17 protein-coding genes are annotated in these 20,949 nt (G+C 69.8%); 14 read left to right on the forward strand and 3 right to left on the reverse strand.

Features of this window, described 5'->3' with window-relative positions:
• The first annotated feature begins 23 nt into the window (after positions 1 to 23).
• The 9 genes from ABZS61_RS23015 to ABZS61_RS23055 all read left to right on the forward strand — a co-directional run bounded on the left by ABZS61_RS23015 (position 24) and on the right by ABZS61_RS23055 (position 13,093).
• Positions 24 to 998, forward strand: coding sequence for a LacI family DNA-binding transcriptional regulator (locus tag ABZS61_RS23015; protein WP_356424225.1), 975 nt, complete (start codon positions 24 to 26; stop codon positions 996 to 998).
• 138 nt (positions 999 to 1,136) lie between these two features.
• On the forward strand, positions 1,137 to 2,816 hold the full coding sequence (locus ABZS61_RS23020) for an ABC transporter substrate-binding protein (RefSeq protein WP_356424228.1): 1,680 nt from the start codon (positions 1,137 to 1,139) through the stop codon (positions 2,814 to 2,816).
• A 19-nt stretch (positions 2,817 to 2,835) separates the two neighbouring features.
• Positions 2,836 to 3,891, forward strand: coding sequence for an ABC transporter ATP-binding protein (locus ABZS61_RS23025; RefSeq protein ID WP_356424230.1), 1,056 nt, complete (start codon positions 2,836 to 2,838; stop codon positions 3,889 to 3,891).
• Entirely contained in the window at positions 3,888 to 4,868 is a 981-nt protein-coding gene (locus ABZS61_RS23030) for an ABC transporter permease (protein ID WP_356424233.1), read from the forward strand. Before ABZS61_RS23025 ends, ABZS61_RS23030 begins: the two co-directional genes overlap by 4 nt.
• Positions 4,869 to 4,870: 2 nt before the next feature.
• A complete protein-coding gene (locus ABZS61_RS23035) occupies positions 4,871 to 5,884 on the forward strand; it encodes an ABC transporter permease (RefSeq protein WP_356424237.1) in 1,014 nt (337 codons plus the stop codon).
• Positions 5,881 to 6,876: an ABC transporter ATP-binding protein gene (locus ABZS61_RS23040; protein ID WP_356424240.1), complete on the forward strand. Its 996-nt coding sequence runs from the start codon at positions 5,881 to 5,883 to the stop codon at positions 6,874 to 6,876. The genes ABZS61_RS23035 and ABZS61_RS23040 overlap by 4 nt, the downstream gene beginning before the upstream one ends.
• 41 nt (positions 6,877 to 6,917) lie before the next feature.
• Positions 6,918 to 8,327 carry a GH1 family beta-glucosidase gene (locus ABZS61_RS23045; protein ID WP_356424243.1) on the forward strand — a complete coding sequence of 470 codons (1,410 nt, stop codon included), beginning with the start codon at positions 6,918 to 6,920 and terminating at the stop codon, positions 8,325 to 8,327.
• 220 nt (positions 8,328 to 8,547) lie between these two features.
• Positions 8,548 to 11,634 carry a glycoside hydrolase family 3 N-terminal domain-containing protein gene (locus tag ABZS61_RS23050; protein WP_356424246.1) on the forward strand — a complete coding sequence of 1,029 codons (3,087 nt, stop codon included), beginning with the start codon at positions 8,548 to 8,550 and terminating at the stop codon, positions 11,632 to 11,634.
• 61 nt (positions 11,635 to 11,695) lie between these two features.
• Positions 11,696 to 13,093, forward strand: a complete 1,398-nt coding sequence (locus ABZS61_RS23055) for a hypothetical protein (protein WP_356424249.1) — start codon at positions 11,696 to 11,698, stop codon at positions 13,091 to 13,093.
• A 36-nt stretch (positions 13,094 to 13,129) separates the two neighbouring features.
• On the opposite strand, the gene ABZS61_RS23060 is transcribed toward ABZS61_RS23055, so the two are convergent.
• Complete coding sequence (locus ABZS61_RS23060) at positions 13,130 to 13,708, reverse strand: MSMEG_1061 family FMN-dependent PPOX-type flavoprotein (RefSeq protein WP_356424251.1); 579 nt, start codon at positions 13,706 to 13,708, stop codon at positions 13,130 to 13,132.
• A gap of 160 nt (positions 13,709 to 13,868) precedes the next feature.
• Between ABZS61_RS23060 and ppk2 the strand changes: the two genes are divergently transcribed.
• The 4 genes from ppk2 to ABZS61_RS23080 all read left to right on the forward strand — a co-directional run bounded on the left by ppk2 (position 13,869) and on the right by ABZS61_RS23080 (position 17,259).
• Positions 13,869 to 14,819, forward strand: coding sequence for a polyphosphate kinase 2 (gene ppk2, locus ABZS61_RS23065; RefSeq protein ID WP_356424254.1), 951 nt, complete (start codon positions 13,869 to 13,871; stop codon positions 14,817 to 14,819).
• A gap of 129 nt (positions 14,820 to 14,948) precedes the next feature.
• Complete coding sequence (locus ABZS61_RS23070) at positions 14,949 to 15,338, forward strand: GntR family transcriptional regulator (RefSeq protein ID WP_329207062.1); 390 nt, start codon at positions 14,949 to 14,951, stop codon at positions 15,336 to 15,338.
• The gene (locus ABZS61_RS23075; RefSeq protein ID WP_356424259.1) at positions 15,335 to 16,228 is read left to right on the forward strand and encodes an ABC transporter ATP-binding protein; all 894 of its coding nucleotides are present in this window, start codon (positions 15,335 to 15,337) and stop codon (positions 16,226 to 16,228) included. Before ABZS61_RS23070 ends, ABZS61_RS23075 begins: the two co-directional genes overlap by 4 nt.
• Positions 16,225 to 17,259, forward strand: coding sequence for an ABC transporter permease subunit (locus ABZS61_RS23080; RefSeq protein ID WP_356424262.1), 1,035 nt, complete (start codon positions 16,225 to 16,227; stop codon positions 17,257 to 17,259). Before ABZS61_RS23075 ends, ABZS61_RS23080 begins: the two co-directional genes overlap by 4 nt.
• Before the next feature lie 123 nt (positions 17,260 to 17,382).
• Here ABZS61_RS23080 and ABZS61_RS23085 read toward each other — a convergent pair whose 3' ends face one another.
• Positions 17,383 to 18,549: a cellulose-binding domain-containing protein gene (locus tag ABZS61_RS23085; RefSeq protein WP_356424265.1), complete on the reverse strand. Its 1,167-nt coding sequence runs from the start codon at positions 18,547 to 18,549 to the stop codon at positions 17,383 to 17,385.
• Positions 18,550 to 18,649: 100 nt separating this feature from the next.
• On the reverse strand, positions 18,650 to 20,020 hold the full coding sequence (locus tag ABZS61_RS23090; protein ID WP_356424268.1) for a cellulase family glycosylhydrolase: 1,371 nt from the start codon (positions 20,018 to 20,020) through the stop codon (positions 18,650 to 18,652).
• Positions 20,021 to 20,636: 616 nt separating this feature from the next.
• Here ABZS61_RS23090 and ABZS61_RS23095 point away from each other — a divergent pair.
• Entirely contained in the window at positions 20,637 to 20,873 is a 237-nt protein-coding gene (locus ABZS61_RS23095; protein ID WP_356424271.1) for a hypothetical protein, read from the forward strand.
• The last annotated feature ends 76 nt before the right edge of the window (positions 20,874 to 20,949 follow it).

Below are 20,949 nucleotides of genomic sequence, written 5' to 3' on the forward strand. Positions count from 1 at the left end.
CTGCCTTGTCCCCGGAGGCCCCGTTGCGTGTCACCATCGCCGATGTCGCCCGCGAGGCCGGCGTCAGCAAGACGACCGTGTCCCGGGTCATCAACACCAAGGGCGAGGTCGACGGTTCAACGGCAGCCCGCGTTCGTGAAGTGATCGCCAACCTCGGCTATGTGCCCAGCTCGGGCGCCGTCGGACTGGCCCGCGGCAGCAGCCGCACGGTCGGGATGCTGGTGCCCTCGCTGACCTGGCCGTGGATGGGTGAAGTACTCCAGGGCGTCGTCGACACGGTGGAGGCCGCCGACTACGGACTGCTGCTGTTCACCTGCAACCGGGGTGCCGAGTCCGTGGAGCGCTTCACCAGCCAGGTGTCGGCGCGCGCCTTCGACGGACTCGTCGTCGTCGAACCGGAGAACACCCTGGCCCACCTCACCGAGCTGCACCGGTCCGGCTTGCCGATCGTGCTCATCGACGATCGCGGCCACCACCCCGAATTTCCCTCCGTCGTGACCACCAACCACGAGGGAGGCGCGTCCGCCGCCCGCCATCTGCAGGCAGCAGGACGCACCAGGCCCCTGGTCCTCACCGGGCCCGAGCACTTCGGCTGCGTACGCGACCGGCTTGCGGGGTTCCGGTCGGTCCTGCCCACCGATCTTGTCGTGAGCGGAGACTTCACCGAGCGCTGCGGCCGACTGGCTGTGGAACAACTCCTCGCCTCCGGTACGGAGTTCGACTCGGTCTTCGCCCACAACGACATCAGTGCCGCAGGCGTCCTACGGGCCCTGCGGGCCGCTGGGCGCCGCGTGCCGGAAGACATCGCCGTGGTCGGCTTCGACGACATCCCGATGGCCGAACACACCGAACCGCCCCTCACCACCGTGCACCAGCCCACCCGGCAGATGGGCGAGACGGCGGCGCGGCTGCTGCTCTCCCACCTCGGCGGCACCGCCGTACCGGACGGACCGGTTGTGCTGCCCACCGAACTGGTCGTGCGCCAGTCGGCGCCCTGAGGGCAGGGCCCGACGGGCCCCGTCCGTTCCTGAAGTCCTCCCCGACGCACCACCGGTAAGTCGCACCGCCCGTAACCGGCGCGCCGAGCGCTGTCCGCATCCCGGATCTCCCAGACCCGCAGTCTTCCTGGAGTCGCCATGTCCGCACGCCGTCACACCACGCTCAGAGCGGTCGCCGTCGCCACCGCCGTGGTCGCACTCGCCACCGGTTGCTCGTCCGCCAACTCGGGCGCCAACAAAGGGGGCGGCGCCGGTGCCTCCGGCGTACTGACCATCGGCAAGCCGGACGGGCCGCAGACGAACAACAGCAACCCGTTCCTGTCGACGTCGGCGGCCGCCGTGCTCGGCTACCGCCACATGATCTACGAGCCGCTGGCGATGACGAACCAGATCCGCCCCACCGACAAGGCGGACCCCTGGCTGGCGACGGAGTGGAAGTGGGAGGCCAACTTCACCAAGGTCACCTTCACCCTCGACGACAAGGCCAAGTGGGCCGACGGCAAGCCGCTTACCGCCGCGGACGTCGCGTACACCTTCGAGCTGCTCAAGAAGCACCCGGCGCTCAACGGCAACGGCATCCCCTTCGACGGGGTGGCCGTGGAGGGCAAGAAGGTCGTCCTGACCTTCAAGGAATCCCAGTTCGTCAACCAGAACAAGATCATCGTGACGTACATCGTGCCCAAGCACATCTGGGAGAAGGTCGAGAACCCGGAGACCTGGCCCAACCGCACCCCGGTCGGCTCGGGCCCGTACAAGCTGAAGACGTTCACCCCGCAGACCACCACCCTGACCGCCACGCCCACCTACTGGAAGGGCAAGACGAAGGTCAAGGAGCTGCGGTACACCGCGTACAACGACAACAGCGCGGCGACCACGGCGCTCGCGAGCGGCAAGGTCGAGTGGTCGTTCGTCTTCATGCCGAACTACAAGCAGCTGTACGTGGCCAAGGACCCGAAGAACCACAAGCTGTGGTTCCCCTCCGGGCTCGGCATCCACGGCCTGTGGTTCAACACCGCCCGCAAGCCGTTCGACAACCCGGCGCTCCGCAAGGCGATGGCCATGGTCGTCGACCGCAGGGCGATCCACGTCCAGGCCCAGGCGACGCTCTACCCGGAGATCACCAACCCGACCGGCATCCCGCTGCCCGCGGGTGAGCCGTTCCTCGCGCCCGAATACAAGGACGCCACCACCAAGCCCGACGTCGCCGGGGCCAAGAAGATCCTCGACGAGGCGGGATTCAAGCTCAGCGGCGGAGTCCTGAAGGACCCGAGCGGCAAGCCCGTGAAGCTGACCTTCACCGACCCGGCCGGCTGGAACGACTACATCACCGGGCTGTCGATCATCAAGGACAGCATCAAGGAACTCGGCATCGAGGCCAAGGTCAAGACGCAGACCGCCGAGGCCTGGGGCAACGACGTCGCCGTCGGGAACTTCGACGCCACCCTGCACTGGACCAACAGCGGTGCCACGCCGTACGACATGTACCAGAACATCATGGACGGCGCGATCCTCCAGCCCATCGGCAAGAGCTCCCAGCTCGGCAACTTCGGCCGCTTCAAGAGCCCCGAGGCGACCGCCGCGCTCAAGGAGTACGCCAACGCCACGGACGACGCCGCCCGCACCAAGGCCCTGAACGTCATTCAGAAGATCATGGTCGAGGAAGCCCCGGTCATCCCGACGGCCGCGGCCCCCATCGGTGCCGAGTACTCCACGAAGAACTGGGTGGGCTGGCCCACCGAAGCCACTCCCTACGCGCCGCCGCAGCACACCCAGCCGACCGCGCTGGAGATCGTGCTGAACCTGACGCCCGCCAAGTAAGTACGGGGAAGAACCGGCCATGAGTACCGAACAGTCCCAAGACGTGCGCACCGAGACCGATGTGGTCCTCGAAGCACGCGGAGTCACCAAGCACTTCCCCGTGCGGCGTACGGGCGGCGACATCCTCGCCCGCAGACGCCGCACCGTCCACGCAGTCGACGACGTCTCGCTGAAGCTCCGGCGCGGCACCGTCACGGCCCTGGTGGGGGAGTCCGGCTCCGGGAAGTCCACCGTCGCACGGCTGCTCGCCCAGTTGTACCCGCTCACCGAGGGCGAGATACACCTGGGCGGCAAGGCCGTGAAGGCGGGACGTGGCCGGTCCTTCCGTACGTACGTGAAGCAGGTCCAGCTGATATTCCAGGACCCGTTCGCCTCCCTGAACCCCGTGCACACCGTGCGCTACCACCTCACCCGGGCGCTGAAGATCCACGGCCGGGCGGGGAACGGGGAGGTGGACCTGGAGAAGAACCTGGCCGCTCTGCTGGAGAGGGTCCAGCTGACCCCTCCGCAGCAGTTCCTGGAGAAGTTCCCGCACGAGCTGTCGGGAGGGCAGCGCCAGCGCGTCGCCATCGCGCGCGCGCTCGGCGCGGACCCCAAGGTCCTGCTGGCCGACGAGCCGGTGTCGATGCTCGACGTGTCGATCCGCCTCGGCGTCCTCAACCTGCTGCGCGACCTCAAGGAGCGCATGCACCTCGCGATCCTCTACATCACCCACGACATCGCCTCCGCCCGCTACTTCGCGGACACGACCCTGGTGATGTACGCGGGCCGGATCGTCGAGGGCGGAGACAGCGAGACCGTCACCCAGCGCCCCGCGCACCCCTACACACAGCTGCTGATCGCCTCCGCGCCGGACCCCGACCGGGTGGCCGACGAGCAGGCGCAGGAAGAGACCGGAAGCGGCGAGCCGCCCTCGTTGATCGCCCCGCCGGACGGCTGCCGCTTCCACCCCCGCTGCCCGAAGGCCATGGAGCGCTGCCGCACCGAACTGCCGCCGCGCTTCGACCTGGCGGACGGCCAGTGGGCCGCCTGCTGGCTGTACGACGGAACCACCGCACAGGGGGCCGGCAAGTGAAGTACATGCTGCAGAGGCTGGCCTTCTACGCCATCACCGCGTGGGCCGCCATCACCATCAACTTCCTGATCCCGCGCCTGATGCCGGGTGACCCCGTCGAAGCGCTGATCAGCCGCTACCAGGGCCAGCTCGACACGAGTGCCATCGCCTCCCTGAAGGCACTGTTCGGCCTCGACGAGAACCAGTCCATCTGGGACCAGTACACCGACTACTGGTCGCACCTCCTGGACGGCGACCTCGGCCTGTCGTTCACCTTCTTCCCCACGCCGGTCGGCGAAGTGATCTCCCAGTCATTGCCGTGGACGCTCGCGCTCGTCGGCGTCACCACGATGATCAGCTTCCTCCTCGGTACCGGGATCGGCGTCTACAGCGGCTGGCGGCGCGGCTCCTGGCTCGACGGCCTGCTGCCCGTCACCACCTTCATCTCCGCCATCCCGTACTTCTGGCTCGGCCTCATCGCCATCGCCCTGTTCGCCGTGAAGTGGCCGTTCTTCCCGGCCGCCGGAGGCTACGACAACTCCCTCGTCCCGGCCTTCGACTGGCCGTTCATCTCCAGCGCGCTCTACCACGCGGTGCTGCCGGGCGTGACGATCGTGCTGAGCGCCATCGCCGGCTGGATCCTCGGCATGCGCAACATGATGGTGACCGTCTCCTCCGAGGACTACGTCATGGTGGCGCAGGCCAAGGGGCTCTCCGAGCGGCGCGTGATGTTCGGCTACGCCGCCCGCAACGCGATCCTGCCCAACATCTCGGGCTTCGCCCTCTCCCTGGGCTTCATCGTCGGCGGCACCCTGCTGGTCGAAATGGTGTTCTCCTACCCCGGCATCGGCTACCAGCTCTTCCTGGCCGTCGGAGCCAAGGACTACCCGCTGATGCAGGGCGTCTTCCTGATCATCACGCTCTCGGTGCTCGCCGCGAACCTGCTGGCCGACATGATCTACGCCCTCCTCGACCCGCGCACCCGTAAGGAGGCCTGACGATGGCCGTCACCGCCACCGACACCGCCGTGCTCGAAGGGGTGCCCGCCCCGGCCGCACCCACCAGCAGGGCCAGGCTCCGCTTCCTGCGCGGCGGGAAGGCACGCACCGGGCTTCTGATCCTCGGCTTCTTCGTGATCCTCGCCGTCGCGGGGCCCTGGCTCGCCCCGTACGACCCCGACATGATGAGTGACGAACTCCTGCAGGCGCCCTCCGCCGCCCACTGGTTCGGCACGACCCAGACCGGGCAGGACGTCCTCTCGCAGATCCTCGTCGGCACCCGTGGCGTCCTCGTCGTCGGCTTCATCGCCGGCATCCTCGCGACCGCCCTGTCCGTACTGATCGGGGTCAGCGCCGGATTCCTCGGCGGGGCCGCGGACGAGATCCTCTCGATGCTCTCCAACATCTTCCTGGTCATCCCCGGCCTGCCGCTGATCATCATCATCGCCAGCTTCGTCCCGGACACCGGGGACCTGCTCATCGCCTCCGTGATCGCGCTGACCTCGTGGGCCTGGGGCTCGCGGATCCTGCGGGCGCAGACGCTGTCGCTCAGACGGCGCGACTACGTCGAGGCGGCCCGCGCCACGGGCGAATCGACCTGGCGGATCATCTTCTTCGAGATCATGCCCAACCTGACCGCCGTCATCGCGTCCGGCTTCGTCGGCACCGTCATCTTCGCCATCCTCTCGGAGATCACCCTCGCCTTCATCGGCGTCGCCGACATCTCCCACTGGAACTGGGGCACCGTCCTCTTCTGGGCCCAGTCCAACCAGGCCCTGGCCCAGGGCGCCTGGTGGTGGTTCGTCCCCGCCGGCCTGTGCATCGCCCTCCTGGGCACCGCGCTCGCCCTGATCAACTTCGGCATCGACGAGTTCGTCAACCCGCGGCTGCGTACGGCGACCGGCGCCTCGCGGAAGGTCAAGATGCGGGTCGGATTCACCCCGGTGGCCCGTACGGACCGCACCGGCACCCACGCCGCCCGCACCGGCACGCGCACCAAGGAGCAGAGCGAATGACCGGCGAGCCGATCCTCACCATCAGTGGGCTGAACGTCGACTACGGCACGGGTGCCGGCGGAGTCCAGGCCCTGCGCGACATCGACCTCACGCTGCACCGCGGCGAAGTCCTCGGCCTGGCGGGCGAGTCGGGATCGGGGAAGTCCACACTCGCGTACGCGGTCACCCGGCTGCTCTCCCCGCCCGGCGTGATCACCGGCGGCGACGTCCACTACCACCGGCCGGGCGCGGAGCCCGTCGACATCCTCTCCCTGTCCCCGAATGAGCTGCGCGCCTTCCGCTGGCAGGAACTGTCGATCGTGTTCCAGGGGGCGATGAACTCCCTCAACCCCGTGCACACCGTCCACAGCCAGCTCACCGATGTCCTCAAGGCGCACCGGCCCGACATGCGGTCCCGCGAACGGACCGCGCGGGCCGAGGAGCTGCTGACCCTGGTCGGTATCTCCACCGACCGGCTCGCCGCCTATCCGCACCAGCTCTCCGGCGGCATGCGCCAGCGCGTGATGATCGCGATGGCGCTCGCCCTGGAACCCGAGATCGTCATCATGGACGAGCCGACCACCGCGCTCGACGTCGTGATGCAGCGCCAGATCCTGCGCCGGCTGGTCCAGCTCAGGGAGCAGCTCTCCTTCTCCGTCGTGTTCATCACCCACGACATCTCCCTGCTGATCGAGTTCTCGGACCGGATCGCGATCATGTACGGGGGCCGGATCGTGGAACAGGCGGGCGCGGCCGAGATCTACCGCGACCCCCGCCACCCGTACAGCGACGGGCTGCTGCACTCCTTCCCCGCACTGCACGGCCCCCGGCGCGAGCTCACCGGCATCCCCGGTGTTCCGCCGCACCTCAGCGCGATGCCCACCGGCTGCGCCTTCCACCCCCGTTGCGGCAAGGCCTTCGAGCCGTGTGCCCAGCGGGTCCCGGTCCTGGCCGCTCCGGACGCCGCCCAGAACCGTGAGGTCGCCTGCTGGCTGCACACCCGGCCGGCCTGACCCACGACCCACCGCACCCCACAAAGGACTTACGGAGACCCATGAATCTCGCCACGCCCCGCAGCCTGCAGCCCGCCGCCGTCCAGGGACTCCCGGCCGACTTCCGCTGGGGCGTCGCCACCTCCTCGTACCAGATCGAAGGGGCGCCGCGGGAGGACGGCCGCACCCCGTCGATCTGGGACACCTTCTGTGAGGTCCCGGGCGCCGTGCACAACGCGGAGAACGGCGACGTGGCCTGCGACCACTACCACCGGATGCCCCAGGACGTGGAGCTCATCGCGGGCCTCGGCGTCGACACGTACCGCTTCTCGCTCGCCTGGCCGCGCATCCAGCCGGGCGGGCGGGGACCCGTCAACGCCAAGGGACTGGACTTCTACAAGCGGCTGGTGGACGAGCTCCAGGACAGGAACGTCACCCCGTGGATCACCCTCTACCACTGGGACCTGCCGCAGGAGCTGGAGGACGCGGGCGGCTGGCCCGCCCGTGACACCGCGTTCCGCTTCGCCGACTACGCGATGCTCGCCTACGAGGCGCTCGGCGACCGGGTCGAGCACTGGACGACGCTGAACGAGCCGTGGTGCTCGGCGATGCTCGGGTACGCCTACGGGGCCCACGCCCCCGGCCGGAGCGACATGGGCGACGCCATGGGCGCCGTCCACCACCTCCTGCTGGGCCACGGCCTCGCGGCGCAGCGGCTGCGGGAGGCAGCGGGCGACAACCCGCTCGAGCTCGGCATCACCCTCAACCTCGGCACCGCCACCCCGGAGACCGACAGCGAGGCCGACCGCGAGGCGTGCCGCCGTGCCGACGGCATGGGCACCCGCCTCTACCTCGACCCGATCGTCCGCGGCAGCTACCCGCAGGACGTCGTCGACGACCTCGCGGCCCAGGGCGTCGAACTGCCCGTCCAGGACGGCGACCTGGCCGCCATCGCCACCCCCCTCGACGTCCTCGGCGTCAACTTCTACCGCGGCGCCCTGTTCTCCGGAGTCACCGAGGACGGGTCGCCGACCGACGCCGACGGCCTCCCCGTCACCCGTGGTGTGGAGCGCGACCTGCCCCGTACCGCGATGGACTGGGAGATCACCCCGACCGAACTCACCGATCTGCTGCTGCGGCTCCAGCGCGACTACGCGCTGCCGACCGTCATCACGGAGAACGGGGCGGCCTTCGACGACACCGTCGCCGCCGACGGCTCCGTCCCCGACACGGACCGCACCGCCTATCTCGCCGACCACATCGCAGCCGTGTCCGAGGCCCGGTCCCAGGGCGCCGACGTCCGGGGCTACTTCGCCTGGTCGCTGATGGACAACTTCGAGTGGGCCTACGGCTACGACAAGCGGTTCGGGATCGTCCGGGTCGACTACGACACGCAGGAGCGGACGCTCAAGGACAGTGCCAAGTGGTACCGCGACACGGTCCACCTCACCCGGAACGCCCTTCACGACTGACCCGTGTCGGAGCACCGTTCCTGATCAGTGAGAGGAGCGGGTTTTCGGTCGGGGCGCCTTCCGACGCCGGATCGGTGTCCGAGGGCGCGTCGCCCGATCGCGGTGCCGGCGGCATCAACTGCCCCTGCCCAAGGCATCGCCCGACGAGGTCACCCATGTGACCCCAGAACAGTCGTTCCGATCCCTGTCAGCCTCACCGCCGGAGTAGAGAAGAGCCCCGATGCCACGCACACCGCACGCCCGCGCACGCCACCGGGCGAGACCGGCCACGGCCGCGCTCGCCGCCGCCACCGTCCTCGCCTCACTGCTCGCCGGGGCCGTCCCCAGCGCGGCGGCCGCGAGCGACGACCCCGCACCGGTCCTCGTCGACCGCTTCGAGGGCGAGGTCCCGCTCGGCAACCCGCCCGCCGACTCCCTCTTCACCTGGGGCGGCGACGCGGACGACCACCCCGTTCTGGAGTTCAAGGAGCGCGCCGACGCCCCCGAGGGAGCCAAGGTCCTCCAGGGCACCTACGACATCAGCGCCTGGGGCGGACTCAGCCACGAGTTCGCCGTCGACCAGCCGCCGGAGAACTGGACCGCCCACAAGGGCATCCGCTTCTGGTGGTACGGGCAGAACACCGCGCCGCTGCCGCCCGGTTCGGGCAAGCGCGTCAACTTCGAGATCAAGGACGGCGGCGCCAACGGCGGCGCGTCCGAGCTGTGGACCACGTCCTTCACCGACGACTGGGAGGGCTGGCACCAGGTCGAGATCCCGTTCGCGGACTTCGTCTACCGGGCCGACTACCAGCCCGTCGGCGGCATCGACCAGGTCCTCGGCCTCGACGAGATGTGGGGCTACGCCCTCACCCTGCCGACCGGCGCCCCCGGCGCGTTCGCCATGGACGCCGTCGAGCTGTACGGGAAGGCCGAGCCCGCACTGAAGTCGAGCGTCGTCATCGACTCCGCCGTGCACCCGGTCAAGGAGGGCGGCACGGCGGACATCAGGATCTCCGTCGCCACCACCGGCTCCGTCCCCATCGAGGAGCCCGTCACCGTCGCGTACACGACCCAGGGCGGCAGCGCCGAGTCCGGCAAGGACTACACCCCGGTCACCGGCACCCACACCTTCCCCGCGGGTACCGCCTCCGGCACCACCCACACGGTCTCGGTGGCCACGCAGAAGGACGGTGGCGCCGAGTCGGCCGAGACGGTCCCGCTCGAACTCACCGTCACCGGGGCGAAGCCGCCCAAGGAGAACCCGCAGGTCGTCATCGACGCCCACGGACTCCCGTACCAGAACGCGAAGCTTCCGGTGAAGAAGCGCGTCGCGGACCTGCTGTCGCGGATGTCGCCGGCCGAGAAGGCCGGCCAGATGACCCAGGCCGAGCGCAACGCGCTCAGGTCCCAGGGCGACATCGCCGCGTACGACCTCGGCTCGCTGCTCTCCGGCGGCGGTTCCGTGCCCACCCCGAACACGGCCGCTGCCTGGGCGAAGATGGTCGACGCCTACCAGCTGCGCGCCCAGGCGACCCGCTTCCAGATCCCGCTGATCTACGGCGTGGACGCGGTGCACGGCCACAACAACGTGATCGGCTCGACGATCATGCCGCACAACATCGGCATCGGCGCGGGCCGCGACCCGAAGCTCGCCGAGAAGACCGGTGAGGTCACCGCGAGCGAGGTGCGCGCGACCGGCATCCCGTGGGACTTCGCTCCCTGCGTGTGCGTGACCCGCGACGAGCGCTGGGGCCGTTCCTACGAGGCCTACGGTGAGGACCCGGCCCTGGTGGAAGCCATGGAGACGGTGATCACCGGAATGCAGGGCCACCCCTCCGGCAAGGACCTGGACCGTGGCGACAAGGTGCTGGCCAGTGCCAAGCACTTCGTCGGCGACGGCGGTACGGAGTTCGGTTCGTCCACCACCGGCTCGTACCCCATCGACCAGGGCATCACGAAGGTCACCCGCGAGGAGCTCGAAGCGGTCCACCTCTCGCCGTTCGCCGAGTCCGTGAAGCGGGGGGTCGGCACGGTCATGCCGTCGTACTCCTCGCTGGACATCCTCGGTGACGACGTGGGCCCCGTGAAGATGCACGCCAACGCCGAGATGATCAACGGTGTGCTGAAGGACCGGATGGGCTTCGAGGGCTTCGTCATCAGCGACTGGCAGGCCATCGACCAGATCCCCGGTGACTACGCCAGCGACGTGCGGACGTCCGTCAACGCCGGACTCGACATGATCATGGTCCCGACGGCGTACCAGGACTTCACGAACACGCTCCAGGCCGAGGTCACCGCCGGCCGGATCGGCCAGGCCCGGATCGACGACGCGGTGTCCCGGATCCTGACCCAGAAGTTCCGCCTCGGCCTCTTCGAGAAGCCGTACGCGGACCCCTCCAACCTGGACAAGGTCGGCTCCGCCGCGCACCGGACGGTCGCCCGCGAGGCAGCCGCCAAGTCCCAGGTCCTCCTGAAGAACGACGGCGCGGTCCTGCCGCTCAAGCCGTCCCAGAAGGTCTACGTCGCCGGATCCAACGCCGACGACCTCGGCAACCAGGCCGGCGGCTGGACGGTCAGCTGGCAGGGTTCCTCCGGCAGGATCACCACGGGGACGACGATCCTGGAGGGCATCACCAAGAACACGGCCTCGGCCACGTACTCCAAGGACGCCTCGGCTGCCACGGACGGCTACGACGTCGGTGTCGTGGTCGTCGGCGAGACCCCGTACGCCGAAGGCATCGGTGACGTCGGCAACGGCCACGACCTGGAGCTCACGGCCGCCGATCAGGCAGCCGTCGACAAGGTCTGCGCGGCGATGAAGTGCGCGGTCCTGATCGTCTCCGGGCGCCCGCAGCTCATCGGCGACAAGCTCGGTGACATCGACGCCCTGGTGGCCTCCTGGCTGCCGGGCACCGAGGGAGACGGCGTCGCCGACGTCCTCTACGGCAAGAAGGCCTTCACCGGACAGCTCCCGGTGACCTGGCCGAAGTCCGAGTCGCAGCTGCCGATCAACGTCGGCGACGCGGCGTACGACCCGCAGTTCCCGTACGGATGGGGACTGACCACCCTGAAGAAGGTCCCCGGAGGCGGCGAGCTCACCCTCACCGCCCTCGCCGCGGCCGCGCATCTCGCCGAGAAGGCGCACCTCGGAAAGACCCCGGCGGGCAAGGCGATCGTGGACCAGGCCCGGCTGCTGGTCCAGCAGAAGGCCGGCGGGAAGCTGACAGCGGCGGTGTCCAAGCCGTTCGCCGAGGCCGACCATCTGCTGCTCACCGGTGACCTGACCGGAGCGGTGGCGAAGCTGCGCACGGCGTACCGCGCTGCGTAACACCATGAAGGAAGCCCGGGTGGGCGGCGCATCTGTCGCCCACTTGGGTTACTTTCGGAGTATGCGGAAGAGGCTGTTCGCCCCCCTCTGGGCCTGCCTGCTGCTGATACTCACGGCGGCCGTGCTGGCGCTGTCTCCCGGTGCGCCGGCCGCGTCCGCCGCCCCCGCCACCGTCGACCAGGCCGGCCAGGCCCTGCGCCAGGACCCGGTGTACGTGGACCCGGCGGCCACCGGCCTGCTCTCCGCCACGCAGGAGAAGGCCCTGGAGGAGAAGATCCTCGACGCCGACAAGCCGGTCTTCGTGGCCGTGCTCCCGGCGACCTCCGAATTCCCCGAGCAGAACCTCCTCCAGAACCTCCGTACCTCCACCGGCATCACCGGTGTCTACGCGGTCAGGCTCGGCGACGGGTTCGACGCGGGTGCCGACCCGCAGGTGATGCCGGTCCGGGCGGTGGACAACCTCACCACGGCGGTCGAGGCGCCCGGCGCGGACACGAACGCCGCCACCCAGCTGAACGCCTTCGTCGACCGCGCCGTCGAACAGGCCAGGGGCAGCGCCCCGGCGTCCTGGTCCGGCACCGGCGGCGACGAGAACGGTGCGGTCGGTGCGGCCGGCCTGATCGCCCTCGGCGCGGTGGCGGTGGCCGGCGGCGCGGGCGCGTACGCGATCGTCCGCCGTAACCGGAAGCGCAAGGAGGAAGAAGAACGGGCCTCTCTCGAAAAGCTCCGGGTCGTCGTGGACGAGGACATCACCGCGTACGGCGAAACCCTGGACCGGCTCGACTTCCACCCCGCGGAGGCGGGCGCCGACGACGCGATGCGCACGGACTACGAGCGGGCGCTCGACTCCTACGAGGACGCCAAGTCCCGTATGGGCGGTGCCCGCCACCCCTCCGACGTCCGCGGGGTCACCCAGGCCCTGGAGGACGGCCGCTTCTCCCTCGCCGTCCTGGAGGCCCGCCGCAAGGGCGGCGCCCTCCCGGCCCGCCGCCCGCCCTGCTTCTTCGACCCGCGCCACGGCCCGTCGGTCGCCGACGTCCTGTGGAGCCCCTCCGGTGGCGCGGCCCGGGAGGTCCCGGTCTGCGGGGCGGACGAGGTGCGGCTGCGCGAGGGCGAGGACCCGATGAGCCGCACGGTCGACGTGGGCGACGGCCGCCGCCGCCCGTACTGGGAGGCGGGCCCGGCGTACGGCCCCTGGGCGGGCGGCTACTTCGGCGGCGGTCTGCTGCCCGGCCTGCTGGTCGGGACCATGCTCGGCTCGATGCTCGCCACCCCGGCCTACGCGTCGGAGTACGGCGGTGGTGACTTCGGCGGGGGCGGCGGGGAGTGGAGCGGTGGCGACTCCTCCGGCTCCGACTTCGACTCCTCCGGCTTCGGCGGCGGCGGCTTCGGTGACGGCGGAGGGTTCGGTGACGGCGGCGGCTTCGGCGGTGGCGACTTCGGCGGGGGAGGGTTCTGACCCGGGATCCAGGACGCAGGACCCGGGACCCAGGACTCAGGCCTGGGAAGCCTGACCCGCTCCCTCCCACGTGTCCGGGGCCCAGACCCCGGAGCGGCGCAGGGAAGCCGGGCAGTGCAGGTAGATCTCGTCGATCTCGACGACCAGAGCGAGATCCGGACGCTTGCCCTTGACCGTCATGTCGTCGAAGAACGGCGCGTCCGTGAGGATCCGGGCGCGGCCGTTGATCCGCAGCACGGTCATCGCCCCGGGTATGAGGTAGAGCAGGCCGACGTGCGGGTTGGACAGGATGTTGTGGAAGCTGTCGCCGCGCCGGTTGCCGGGAAGGTCGGGCAGCGCGACGGTGCGAGCGTCCAGGACCCGGGTGAAGCCCGGCTCACCGCCGCGCGGGGAGGTGTCGCAGTTCCCGTCGGCGTCGGAGGTGGACACGGCGCAGAACGGCGCACGGGCCAGCAGGTCGAGGTCGTCGTCGGTGAGCGAGTCGTGGACCTTGTCGATGACGAGGGGCCACGGGACGCCGAGGATCTCCCGCAGCTGCTCCGCCGACCGGAGGGGCACGGCCCCGGCCAACGGGTCCCCGGTACGGGAGGGCGCGGCGGGCGCGGCGTTCGACAAGGGTTTCTCCGTACGTGGGAGGGGGCAGCTCATCGCCGACCTGCCATTATTAGGCTTACCTTACTTTCCCCTCCGTGGGTGTCCGGAGCCGGGGGAGGGGTGCCTGTTCCTTCCGCCATATCGGTGGCACCGGGCGCGAACGGGTGCCAGGCTGGGCAGGGTGGACCGCGACGAGGTGGGCAAGCAGCTGCTGGACGGGCTGACCGTCGACACCAGCAGGCCGGAGCAACCGGTCCTGCTCGACGAGGCGGGCAGGCCGATCAAGACCTGGCGGCAGAACTACCCGTACGACCGCAAGATCCGCCGCAAGGAGTACGACCGGACCAAGCGCATCCTGCAGATCGAGCTGCTCAAGCTCCAGCGGTGGACGAGGGACACCGGTGCGCGTGTCGTCGTGGTGTGCGAGGGGCGTGACGCGGCCGGCAAGGGCGGCACCATCCAGCGCTTCACCGAACGCCTCAACCCCCGTGGCGCCCGCATCGTCGCCTTGGACAAGCCCACGGAGCGTGAGCGGGGCCAGTGGTACTTCCAGCGCTATGTGGCCCACCTGCCGGCGCCGGGGGAGCTCGTCTTCTTCGACCGCTCCTGGTACAACCGGGCCGGTGTCGAGCGGGTCATGGGCTTCTGCTCCGATGTGGAGTACGACCTGTTCCTCGAGCAGTGCCCGGCCTTCGAGGACATGCTCGTCGAGGACGGCATCATCGTCGTGAAGTTCTGGTTCTCCGTCTCCCGGGCCGAGCAGCGCACCCGCTTCGCCATCCGCCAGGTCGACCCGGTGCGCCAGTGGAAGCTCTCGCCGACGGACATCGACTCCCTGGACCGCTGGGACGCCTACACCACGGCGAAGGTCGAGATGTTCCGCGCCACCGACACCGCGCACGCGCCGTGGACCGTCGTGAAGAGCAACGACAAGCGCCGTGCCCGCATCGAGGCCATGCGCAGCCTCCTGGCCCGTATCGACTACGCGGCGAAGGACGTCGACGCGGTCGGCAGGCCGGACCCGCTCATCGTGGGCGCCGCCGCCACCCTGCTGGAGCCGGGCGAGGAGGACACCGCCCTCTCGCCCACCCGTCTCGCTCCGAACGCGGAGGGTCCGGGCCGGCACCCGTAGGGCGTACGGAACACGAGGGCGGCACACGCGTGTGTGCCGCCCATTTTTGCGTTCCCGGGCGGTTCCGTTGACAGACCAGTCATCGCTAGAGTCCTATAGTGCTAGGAACCTAGATGAATAGAGGAGACGGTGATCGAGTTTCACCTCGACTCCCGGTCCGGCGTCGCGCCGTACCTGCAGCTCGTCCACCAGGTGCGTCAGGCCATGCGGCTGGGCCTGCTGTTCGAGGGCGACAGGCTGCCCACGGTCAAGGACGTCGCGGCCAAGGTCGCGATCAACCCCAACACCGTGCTCAAGGCGTACCGGGAGCTCGAGTACGAGGGCCTGGTCGCCAAGAAGCCCGGTGTCGGCACCTTCGTGTCCAGCACCCTCAGCGACGCCTCGCTGTCCGAACACGAGCCGTTGCGCCAGGAGTTGCGCGGCTGGCTGGAGCGGGCGCGAGCAGCGGGGCTGAACGAGGAGAGCATCGAGGCCCTGTTCCTGAGCACCTTCCGCACCTCCACCGAAGAGGAGAAATGACCGCAATTCTCGAAGCGAGAGGCCTGGGAAAGCGGTACGGCCGCCGCCAAGCGCTGGACGACTGCACCCTGAGCGTGCCCGCCGGCCGGGTCGTCGGCCTGGTCGGCCCCAACGGGGCAGGCAAATCGACCCTGTTGCAGCTGGCCTGCGGGCTGATCACCCCGACCTCGGGCACCATCGACGTCCTCGGCGGACGCCCCGCATCCGGGCCTGCACAACTGGCCAAGGTCGGCTTCGTCGCCCAGGACACCCCGACGTACACCGGGCTGTCCATCGCCGATCACCTGCGCCTCGGCGCCCGGCTCAACCCTGGCTGGGACGAGGAGCTGGCCCGGACCCGGATCCAGGACCTCGGTCTGGACCCCGCCCAGCGGGTCGGCAAGCTCTCCGGGGGTCAGCGTGCACAAGTCGCCCTGACCCTCGCCGTGGCCAAGCGGCCCGAACTGCTCATCCTGGACGAGCCGGTCGCCGCCCTGGACCCGCTGGCCCGGCGCGAGTTCCTGCAGGGACTCATGGAGTACGTCGCCGAGCACGGCACCACGGTCATCCTCTCCTCGCACCTGGTCTCCGACCTGGAGCGGGTCTGCGACCACCTGATCTCCCTGGTCGCCTCCCGCGTACAGATCGCCGGCGACGTCGACGACCTCCTGGGCACGCACTTCCGGCTCACGACGGCTCGCCGCGACGCGGAGGACCTGCCGGCAGGGATGCGGGTCCTGACGGCCACGCACACCGAACGGCAGAGCACCTTCATCGTCCGGGCCGCCGCCCCGGTCCACGATCCCGCCTGGGTCCTGGAACCCCTCGACCTGGAGGACCTGGTCCTCACGTACATGGCCGACGGCAGGGCCCGTCCGGCCGGCCGTTCCGCACTGGAGGCACAGCGATGATCTGGCTCACCTGGCGCCAGTACCGTGTCCAGACCCTGGTGGCCCTCGCGGCCCTCGTCGTGATCGCGGCGGCCCTCCTGGTCACCGGTATGCAGATCCGGGACACCTACGACAGCAACATCCTCGGCTGCGGTACCGACTGCGGATCGGCCAAGAACGCGTTCGTCACCGAGTACGAGTCCCTGTACTTCCTCGCCACCGGACTCGTCATCGCCGTCCCCGGCGTCTTCGGGATCTTCTGGGGCGCGCCGCTGATCGCCCGGGAGCTGGAGACCGGCACCCACCGGCTGGTCTGGAACCAGAGCATCAGCCGCACCCACTGGCTCACGGTCAAACTCTCGGCGGTCGGCCTGAGCGCCGTGGCGGCATCCGGGCTGCTCAGCCTCATGGTGACCTGGTGGGCGGCTCCGCTCGACGAGGTCCACAGCGAACGCTTCACGCCCGTCCTCTTCGACGGGCGGGGCATCGTCCCGCTCGCCTACGCGGCCTTCGCCTTCACGGCCGGTGCCTGCGCCGGACTGCTGATCCGCAGAACGGTCCCCGCGATGGCGGCCACGCTCGCCCTGTTCGTCGCCGTCCAGGTCCTCATGCCGTTCGCCGTCCGTCCGCATCTCATCGCACCGGAACATGCCGTCGTATCGCTCAAGGCGATCTCGATGCCCGGAGGCGAGGGCGGCTCCGAATCGTCCGCCGCACCGCCCGAGTGGACCGCGACGAACATCCTCCTGTCGGGCGACGGCGACAACGAGAGCCTGGACGTGGGCGTGTCCAAACCGGGCGCCTGGGTGGTGTCCGGCACCGGGCCGGTGCTCGACTCGGCGGGCCGGGAGGTGACGGGGGCCGAGGGCTGCGCGAGCCGTGACACGGACGCCATCAAGTGCTTCGCCGAGTCCGACCTCCACGTCGAGGTGTCCTACCACCCGGCCGACCGCTACTGGCCGTTCCAGTGGATCGAGACGGCGATCTTCCTCGCCCTGGCCGGACTGCTGACCGGCTTCTGCGCCTGGTGGCTGCGCCGCCGTCTGAACTGACGGGGAACCGCCGAGGCGGCCGAAGCCAACGCAACTGGCTTCGGCCGCTCCTGCGACTCTACGACCTCGTCCGCCTCGCGGGGCGGCCCGCCCGGTGGGTGGCCGGAGTCCGTCTCCGTGCCGTCAGCAGCCGATGGGAGCGGAGCCGACGGTCACATCGTCGAACCACAGGGTGTCGTCGCCCGTCCCGTAGCTCTCCCATCCCAGTCGCAGGGCCGTGGGCCGGGGCGGTGCGGTGCGGGCGAGCCATTGCTGGTCGATGTCCTGTGTGGGGACACCGTCGGCGTGCAGGCCAGGAATCTGCTCGTCGCCGAGCCAGGTGTCGAGACCGGGGGCCGTCGTGTCGATCGCGAACCGGAGGCACTGCCAGGTTCCCGTCGGCAGCGGCCTGCTCAGCGCCACGCCGACCGGGCTCTGAGCCGGCAGGGTGGCGTCGTCGCTCTCCCGGTTCCACTGCAGGGAGCCGTTCTGGCCCCCGACGCGCAGGCTCCGCCCTGCCTGGGAGCTGTCGGGCAGGGAGACGAACGTGACGTGGGCCGCCGGGAGCGCGGTGGTGTGCCGCACCCACATGCGTACGTACATCACCGGGCCCACAGAGGACAGGTCCGCGGTGGAGGCGACGAACGCGTGGTTGCAGTAACCGGTCCCGCCGTCGACCCGCAGGGACCTGTTGCCGCTGTGCGCGACCGCGGTGTCGACAGCGGCCGTGCCGGTGCCCTGGCAGTCGGGTGCGGTGAACTGCCAGGCGCCGGACGGGGCGGGGCCGGTCTGGTCCTCGAAGTCCGAACAGATCACGGCGCTGCCGCAATCCGCGCTGGGCGGAGTCGTCGGCGGCGGGGTCGTGGGGGGAGTGGTCGGCGGAGGGGTGCCGTCACCGCCGCAGGGCGCGCCGTTGAGGCTGAAGCCGCTCGGTGCGGGGTCGGCCGACCGCCAGGTCCCCTGCAGGCCGAAGTCGGCGCTGCCACCCGCGGCGAGCGCGCCGTTCGAGCTCGTGTTGACGGCCACGACGGACCCGCCGGTCTGGGTGACGGTCGCGTTCCATGCCGACGTCACCTGCTGGTCGCCGGTGTAGGTCCAGGTCACACGCCAGCCGTTGAGTGCCGGGCCGAGATTCGTGACCTTGATCTGGGCGGTGTAGCCGCCCGTCCACTTGTTCACGGTGTAGTCGACCCGGCAGCCGGACTCCGCACCGCTCGCGGTCATGGCCGTGAAGCCGGACGCCAGCAGCACGACGGCCGTGAGGACCGCCGTCCACCGCCTGTGCAGTAATCGAGGGAGAAGGACGCGCACGTGTGCCTCCGAGGCAGGGGGTGAGGGGTGCGGAGGAGCGACGGGAGCGGTTCCCCGTCATCGAGGCGGGGCTCCGGCCGGGCCGGAGCCCCGTCGGGCATCAGCTGGTGGGGAAGCTGTCGGGAGTGCTGATCCGGCTCTTGAGCAGTGCTCCGGACTCCGTCAGCACACCGCTGCTGCTGTAGTCGCTGCCGTCGCAGGTGCCGGGCCGGAACGCAGCGCTGCTCTCGGGGGCGTCGGAATAGGTCCAGTTCGCGTAGCTGATCTTCAACTGGTCGAGCAGGTTCAGCCAGGCTGTGGTGCTCGCCGTGTCCATCGCTCCACCGCCGGTGGCGCTCACTGTGCCGAACTCGGTGACGAAAAGGGGCAGTTGTGAAGCCGCCCGGCTCACCGTGGCACGGTAGTTGTCCTTGTGGCTCGCGGCGTAGAAGTGGAACGCGTACATGATGTTGGTGGCGTTGACGGGATTGTTGACGACCTCGCTCTCGTTGGAGCCGTCGGAGACCCCCAGCGAGGACCAGCCGCGGGTGCCGACGATGACGACGGCGTCCGGGTCGGCGGCCCGGATCACGGGGATGACCTGCTCGGCATAGCTCTTGATGCCCGTCCAGCTCACGCCGTTGGGCTCATTGGCGATCTCGTAGATCACGTTCTTCTTGCCGGCGTTGCGGGCGGCGACGGACGCGAAGAACGTCTTCGCGCGCTCGAGGTTGTAGTTCGGGTCGCCCGGCGTCAGGGTGTGGAAATCGATCAGTGCGTACATGCCGCGGCTCTCGGCCATGTCGACGAGGCCGTTCACGCGGCTGGTGAAGCCCGCCGGGTCGGTCTCGTAACCGTCCTCCTGCACGTACATGGCCGTGCGCAGCAGGTCGGACTTCCAGTCCTCGGCCAGCGCGTCCAGGGACGCGGCGTTGTAGCACTGGCTGAACCACTGGATGCCGTGCGTGCTCATGCCCCGAAGCTGTATCGGGCGGTTGTACTGGTTGCACAGGTTCACGCCGCAGACGCGCAACTGTCCGTTGATGTCGACCGGGGTGCCGTCGGCCGGGACGGGCGGGGGCTCCTCGGTGGCACCCGTACAGGCGACGCCGTTGAGCGTGAACGCCGTGGGCTTCGGGTTGGCGCCGGTGAAGGTGCCGGTGAATCCCAGGTCGGCCGCCGCGCCGGTGGCCAGCGAGCGGTTCCAGTCGACGCCGACGGCGGTGACCGCGGAGCCGGACTGCGACCAGGTGGCGTTCCAGCCCTGGGTGACCTTCTGGCCGGTGTCCGGCATGGTGAACCCGAGCGTCCATCCGGTGACGGGGGCACCGAGATTGGTGACCTTCACTCCGGCCTGGAAGCCGCCCGACCACTGGCTCGTGACCGTGTAGTCGACCTTGCAGCCGGTGGCGGCCACCGCCTGGGGGCCGAATGCTGCCGTGAGACCCAGGACTGTCGCACAGGTCGCCAGTAAGGCGAGTAGGCGTTTCATAGCGTTCCTCCTCGTGGGGGTGAAGCGGAAACAGCGCTATGGGAGCGCTCCCAAAGCCCATCGGCCCGAGACCGTACACCGGTGCGCCGAGGCGCGTATAGACGTACGACCAGCTTTGCCGAAGACGCGTGGCGTGCGAGGGCGCGGTGCGCGACGCCGGAACCGTCCGTCCGGCCGGCCGCACAGGCGGGGCCGACCGTCGCCTGCGGCGGATCTGCACACCGTGTACGCAGACGGCGCGCCTCCCACGACGACTCCCCGGGCCCGGAACCGATTTATCACGCCCGGGGCCGAGAATGTCCCTTTCGCTGCGACTTAAAGATCCGGCTGACGGAACGCCCGTCGGTCGGTCGGGTGAAGAAGCTGTACCGGTGCGAAGAGCAATGTGTCCGCACCGGCTTCACGGTGTCGAAAAGCCTGACGAGAGGCAGCTGATCGGGTGGCCACTCCACACGCTCACGTGCTTACATCCCTCACATCGCGGAAGCCGCAGAAGAATTGGCCGCAGCCTTCGGGTGCACGGCGAGTCTCGGCATCCGCGAAAGCGGCAAGGGCTTTCTCTCCTGACGGAGTCGGGCCCTGCCATTTCTGAATTAATGCGAAGGGAATTCACCTCATGAGCTCCGCCCCCCAGATACCGACCCAGGAAATCTCCGACGCGGACCTGGACAACGTGTCCGGTGGCCTCGCCGGCGCGGCATCTCTCGACGTACCGCTCGTCGGCGGCATCGCGGGTGGCGTCAGCGCCGACCTGCTGGGCCTGTCGCCGCTCTCCGGCGGCCTCTCGGGCGCCGTGGGCACCAACGTGCTGGGTGTCGCCGGGCTCGGCTCCGCCGCCACGCTCTCGGTCTGATCCGACGCTCAGCCCTCATGCCCCGATGCCGGCCAGGCCGCGGGGCATAGGGGTCGTTGGGCGCCATGACCAGGCA

It is taken from the genome of Streptomyces sp. NPDC005566, assembly GCF_040605575.1.
GTDB lineage: Bacteria > Actinomycetota > Actinomycetes > Streptomycetales > Streptomycetaceae > Streptomyces.